Here is a 5,405-nt window from a genome sequence, read left to right on the forward strand (position 1 = left end):
GCCCATAGCCCCCCAGCCCACTGGCCCCCAACCCACCGGCCCGTGGAACCCGCAGGCCTCAGCGCCCTCGGCGGGCGGCAGTTTCCTGCGCGGCGCGCTCGGCACCGCGGCCGGCGTGGCGGGCGGCATGCTGCTCGCCAACTCGCTTTCAGGTATATTTTCGAGCCACATAAATTCCCTCGGCTGGGGCTCGCCTCTTGCCGGCGGAAGTCCCTTCGGCAATGGCCCGGCCGAGGAAACCGTCGTCAACAACTATTACGGCGATGACGCAGTCCGGCAGGCGGCCGATGACGGCAATACGGATGACGGCTTGCAGCAGGCCGATGACGACAACGACGACCAGTCCGACTTCGACGCTGATAACTCCGGCGGCGACGACACGATGGACGTGTGATCGGGGGTCCACCCTCCCCTTGAGGAAGAGGGTCGGAGCGAAGCTCCGGGGTGGAGTGAAGTGGATGACAGCCTGACGCCGATCGCGAGGTTCGTTATCCCCTTCACCACCTCGTCCCCTCCCTGAGGGGACGAGGTGGGAATATGCCTCGCCGTCTCCCGCGCTTCGCTTTGGCTCAGCGCGTTCGTCGCTGCAATCGATTCACCGGATCGATTGCTCCGGCTTCGCCGAACCGCTCCTCACCCCCGCCCGCGATAGGTCGGCACGCCCTGCTCCGGCAGCCACACGCCGGCCGGCGCCTCGCCCGTCTGCCAGAACACGTCGATCGGAATGCCGCCGCGCGGATACCAGTAGGCGCCGATCCGGAGCCACTTCGGCTGAAGCAAATCGACGATCCGCTTGGCGATATAGACCGAGCAATCCTCATGGAACGCACCATGGTTGCGGAAGGAATGCAGGAAGAGCTTCAGCGACTTCGACTCCACCAGGAAACCGTCCGGAATGTAGTCGATGACGATATGCGCGAAATCCGGCTGGCCCGTCATCGGGCAGAGCGAAGTGAACTCCGGTGCGGTGAAGCGCACCACGTAATCCGTTCCCTGGTTGCCGTTCGGCACTTTTTCCAGCACCGCCGCCTCAGGGCTCTGCGGCGTTTCCACTTTCGAACCGAGCTGGGAAAGGCTCGATACGTCCGTCGTCGTCATGATGGTGTTCCTTCCACTTTTACCTTCTGTCCATGGGCGCGCTCGCCTTCGGGCTCCACATGGATCGCCAATGTGGCGCCGGGAATAACCGCTTTGATCGCATCTTCCAAGCGGTCGCAGATGTCGTGGGCATCACCGACGCTCATGCCGGCCGGCACGACCAGATGGAAATCGATGAAGGCCGCCGCCCCTGCCCGCCTGCTCTTCAGGTCATGCACGCCGAGCGCACCCTGCGAATGGGCGGTGATCGTCTCGCGCACAGCCGCTTCCTCCTCCGGCTCCAACGCCTTGTCCATCAGCCCGCCGAGCGAATGGGAGATCACCTTGTAGCCCTGCCACAGGATGTTGAACGCGACGAGGATTGCCAGCAGCGGGTCGAGGATCGCGTAGCCGGTGAAGACGGCGAGGATGAGGCCGACGAAGACGCCTGCCGAGGTCACGACGTCCGACATGATGTGGTGCCCGTCCGCTGTCAGCGCCGGTGATCGCTGCGCCTTGCCGGCCCGGATAAGCATCGTTGCCCACACCGCATTGATGACCGCGGCAAGCGCGTTGATCGCAAGCCCCAGGACCGGCGCGTCCGGAAGCTTCGGCGCGAAAAGCGCCCCCCAGGCCTCCTGGATGATCATCAGCGCCGCGACCACGATCAGCACGCCCTCGACCACCGCCGAGATATATTCCGCCTTGTGATGGCCGAACTGATGGTCGTGATCGGCGGGCCGCTGTGCATAGCGGATGATGAAATAGGCAAGGAGAGCCGCAACCACGTTGACGAAGGATTCCAGCCCGTCCGAAAGCAGCGCGACCGAACCGGTCACCCACCAGGCGAACATCTTCAGGCCCATCACCCCGATCGAGACCGGAATGCTACACAACGCCAGCCGTTCGACGATTTTCGTGTCCCTTGCCACGGTTTTCATCCTTATGCGCATGCGAATGATTTGCAGGACCGAAGCCCCGAAACGGCGAAACCGCCGGAGCGAGATCGTCTCGCTCCGGCGGTTTCGGATGGCCGTGCATATGGATCAGGTGGGGCTATTTGTCAAAGGGTCGACGGCCTACCCGAAAATCACCGCCATCTGGATCGCGTCTATGAACCGGCCGTCGATCTTCACCGCATCGCGGGCCACGCCCTCGCGCACGAAGCCGACCTTTTCGTAGAGCGCAATCGCCCTCGGATTGTCCGCATGCACATGCAGTTCGACGCGATGCAGGCCGAGTTCGCGGGCCGCATCGAGGGCTGCCGTAATCAGCCGCCTGCCCAGCCCCCTGTCGCGATAGGCCGGCATGATGCCCATGCCGAGCGAGCCGCAATGGGCATGCGTTTCACGGGCATTGCGGCGGATGTCGCACCAGCCGACCACCTCACCGTCGACCACCGCCACGACTTGCGGATGGCCCTCGACGATATTGCTTTTCACGAACGCACGCACCGAATCGAGTGGCGGCGCTTCCAGAAAGGTCAGATATTTCCGCTCCCGGGAAACCGTATCGAGAGCCCTGTGAAAGCTCTCGACATGGTCTTCGCGGATCGGCTCGATGGCGATCTCTTCGGTCACCTCACGCCGCCTTCGTCTCGCGCTTGCGCGCCAGATGTGCCACCACATTCTCGATCATCCGCATGCCCGCGTCGCCGCCGAGCGTCATGATCGATTCCGGATGGAACTGAACGGCCGCGACCGGCTCCTTCACATGCTCGATGCCCATGATCGTCCCGTCCTCGCTTTCGGCGGTGATCATGAAGTCGGGATCGAGCGTCTTCGGATCGGCGAAAATCGAGTGATAGCGCCCGACCGTCACCTCATGCGCCAAGCCGGAGAAGACGATGCCCGGCTCCAGCACGCGGATGCGCGACGGCTTGCCGTGCATGGGGATGGCCAGATGCCTCAGTTCGCCGCCATAGGCCTCGGCAAGCGCCTGCAGGCCGAGGCAGACGCCGAAGATCGGCAAGTGCCTTGCCCTGGCCTTCTTGATCGTCGCCTTGCAGTCGAAATCCTGCGGATTGCCGGGGCCCGGCGAAAGCACGACGAGATCGGGATCGAAGCGCTCGAACACCTCTTCCGGCACCGGCGTGCGCACGGTCGAAACCGTCGCGCCCGTCTGGCGGAAATAGTTGGCGAGCGTGTGGACGAAACTATCCTCATGGTCGACGAGCAGGATCTTCACGCCCTGTCCGACGCGGGCCACGTCTCGGCCGGCCTTGGCGGCATTGCCCGTGCGGGCGTCGCGAATGGCAGCAATCATGGCGGATGCCTTCAGTTCGGTTTCTGCTTCTTCCTCGTGCGGATCGCTGTCGTTGAGCAGCGTCGCGCCTGCCCTGACCTCGGCGATACCGTCCTTGACGCGGATGGTGCGCAGCGTCAGCCCGGTGTTCATGTCGCCGTTGAAGCCGACCATGCCGATCGCCCCGCCATACCAGGCGCGCGGGCTCTTCTCGTGGTTCTCGATGAAACGCATCGCCCAGAGTTTCGGCGCGCCGGTCACGGTCACCGCCCAGGCATGCGACAGGAAGCCGTCGAAGGCATCCATGTCTTCCCGAAGCCGTCCTTCGATATGATCGACCGTGTGGATGAGGCGCGAATACATCTCGATCTGCCGCCGGCCGATCACCTTCACCGATCCCGGCTCGCAGACTCTGGACTTGTCGTTGCGGTCGACATCCGAGCACATGGTGAGTTCGGACTCGTCCTTCTTCGAGTTCAGGAGTTTCAGGATCTGCTCGCTGTCGGAAATCGCATCCTCGCCGCGCTTGATCGTGCCGGAGATCGGGCAGGTCTCGATGCGGCGGCCCGATACCCGCACGAACATCTCCGGCGAAGCGCCGATCAGATATTCCTGATGGCCGAGGTTGATGAAGAAAGAATAGGGCGACGGGTTGATCGCCTTCAGCCGATTGGAAATCTCCGAAGGCTTCGAGTCGCAGCGCTCCATGAACTTCTGGCCGGGCACCACTTCAAAGAGATCGCCACGCCGAAAACTTTCCTTCGCCCTTGTGACCAGTTCGGCATATTCGCCGGGCTTGTGGTCGCCCTTCGGCGGGATCACGTCGGTACGCTTGAAGGGATCGGGCGCGATATCTCCCGCCTTGCCGTCCGTCGTCGCGCCGTCCTTGGAAAAGTCGTAGCGGTCGATCCAGGCCTTGGCGGCATGGTGATCGACGACGAGGATTTCGTCCGGCAGGTAGAGCACCATGTCGCGCTGGTCTTCCGGCCGCTGCATGGAAAGCTTGATCGCGTCGAACTGGAAGGCAAGATCGTAGCCGAAGGCGCCGAAGAGGCCGATCGCCGAATCCGCGTCCGAATGGAAGAGATCGACGATGGCGCGCAGCACGGTGAACACCGTCGGCATCTTGGAGCGCTCTTCCTCCGTGAACACGCGGGAAGGCTCGTTGACGGTCAGGTCCAGGCGGCGCGCGGTTCGGCTTCCGAGGGTAATCTCGGAAACGGTCTGCAGCCGGTCGGCGACGAAGCCGAGCAGCACTTCGCCGCGCTCGTTATAGGCTTCGATCCAGACCTTGCGGCCATTGCAGGAAAGCCCTAGCGGCGGATCGACGATCGCAGTATCCCAGCGGGTATAGCGGCCGGGATATTCATAGTTCGAGGAGAAGACAGCACCGCGCCGCTCATCGAGCCTGTCGACATAGGAAGAGATGGCGGTCGCATAATCTGCCGCGCGCCGCTGCCGGCTGACGGTAATCCCGCCCCGCGTCTCGTAGGTTTCCGAACCGTCATCCCGAATGATCGTTACCATATCTGCCTCTCCGATCCTGTTCGTTTGCCGCAATGCCCGGTCCCCTTGCGGCCAACAAAAAAGCCGCCTCGGTTCTCGGGCGGCTTTGTGTCGTCTTGTCGATGGACATGACTGGTCAAGGCCGCGCGAAGCGTGCCCACCACCAGTTGCCGATGTTCATCGAAATCGTCATGGGCGGAATTGTTAGCGTGGGTCTTTAAAACGCGCAAGCAAATTTCTTGGCGCTTCGGATGCGACCAAATCCGGCTTCGCGCGTTGCCCTCCCCGGATTACGGTTTGAAGAAGGAAACAGGCATGCAGCGATCCTGGTTGGCACTTCTGTTAGGCATCCCCCTCCTGATGAGCGCCAGCCTGCCCAGTAAAGGTCCTCTCCCAGCCAAAAAGCCCGACACACGAACCGAGGCGCAGGAGCCTGCCAAGCCAACGGAACCGCCCACCTCCGAAACCATTCCAAAGCCGGAACCCAAACCCGAAACGCCATCGACAACGCCGGAGAAAGAGCCCCCGTCCGCGGACACCCCTCCTCCCGGCAAGCAGGAGGACGACAAGCAGGAGGC

The 5,405-nt window shown here is 62.8% G+C and carries 5 protein-coding genes and 1 pseudogene; 2 read left to right on the top strand and 4 right to left on the bottom strand.

Going from position 1 to position 5,405, the window contains the following annotated elements:
- A partial coding sequence (locus tag YH62_RS28920) for a DUF2076 family protein (RefSeq protein WP_046797777.1) occupies window positions 1-394 on the top strand: 394 nt, incomplete at its 5' end.
- 239 nt (window positions 395-633) lie between these two features.
- Here YH62_RS28920 and queF read toward each other — a convergent pair.
- The 4 genes from queF to YH62_RS28940 form a co-directional block, all read right to left on the bottom strand.
- Window positions 634-1,098 carry a preQ(1) synthase gene (gene queF, locus YH62_RS28925; protein ID WP_046797778.1) on the bottom strand — a complete coding sequence of 155 codons (465 nt, stop codon included), beginning with the start codon at window positions 1,096-1,098 and terminating at the stop codon, window positions 634-636.
- Window positions 1,095-2,018 carry a cation diffusion facilitator family transporter gene (locus tag YH62_RS28930; RefSeq protein WP_046797781.1) on the bottom strand — a complete coding sequence of 308 codons (924 nt, stop codon included), beginning with the start codon at window positions 2,016-2,018 and terminating at the stop codon, window positions 1,095-1,097. The genes queF and YH62_RS28930 overlap by 4 nt, the downstream gene beginning before the upstream one ends.
- Before the next feature lie 138 nt (window positions 2,019-2,156).
- Window positions 2,157-2,705, bottom strand: coding sequence for a GNAT family N-acetyltransferase (locus YH62_RS28935; protein ID WP_046797779.1), 549 nt, complete (start codon window positions 2,703-2,705; stop codon window positions 2,157-2,159).
- Window positions 2,659-4,848: an anthranilate synthase gene (locus YH62_RS28940; RefSeq protein ID WP_046797780.1), complete on the bottom strand. Its 2,190-nt coding sequence runs from the start codon at window positions 4,846-4,848 to the stop codon at window positions 2,659-2,661. Before YH62_RS28940 ends, YH62_RS28935 begins: the two co-directional genes overlap by 47 nt.
- A 276-nt stretch (window positions 4,849-5,124) precedes the next feature.
- Here YH62_RS28940 and YH62_RS30680 point away from each other — a divergent pair.
- Window positions 5,125-5,405: pseudogene (locus YH62_RS30680) on the top strand (hypothetical protein); the annotation flags it as partial.

It is taken from the genome of Rhizobium sp. LC145, assembly GCF_001005825.1.
GTDB lineage: Bacteria > Pseudomonadota > Alphaproteobacteria > Rhizobiales > Rhizobiaceae > Neorhizobium.

What these genes read in the sequence shown, in the direction of transcription:
- queF (WP_046797778.1), bottom strand. Translation starts at nt 1,098, where the DNA reads ATGACGACGACGGACGTATCGAGCCTTTCCCAGCTCGGTTCGAAAGTG.
- YH62_RS28930 (WP_046797781.1), bottom strand. Translation starts at nt 2,018, where the DNA reads ATGAAAACCGTGGCAAGGGACACGAAAATCGTCGAACGGCTGGCGTTG.
- YH62_RS28935 (WP_046797779.1), bottom strand. Translation starts at nt 2,705, where the DNA reads ATGTGGTGGCACATCTGGCGCGCAAGCGCGAGACGAAGGCGGCGTGAG.
- YH62_RS28940 (WP_046797780.1), bottom strand. Translation starts at nt 4,848, where the DNA reads ATGGTAACGATCATTCGGGATGACGGTTCGGAAACCTACGAGACGCGG.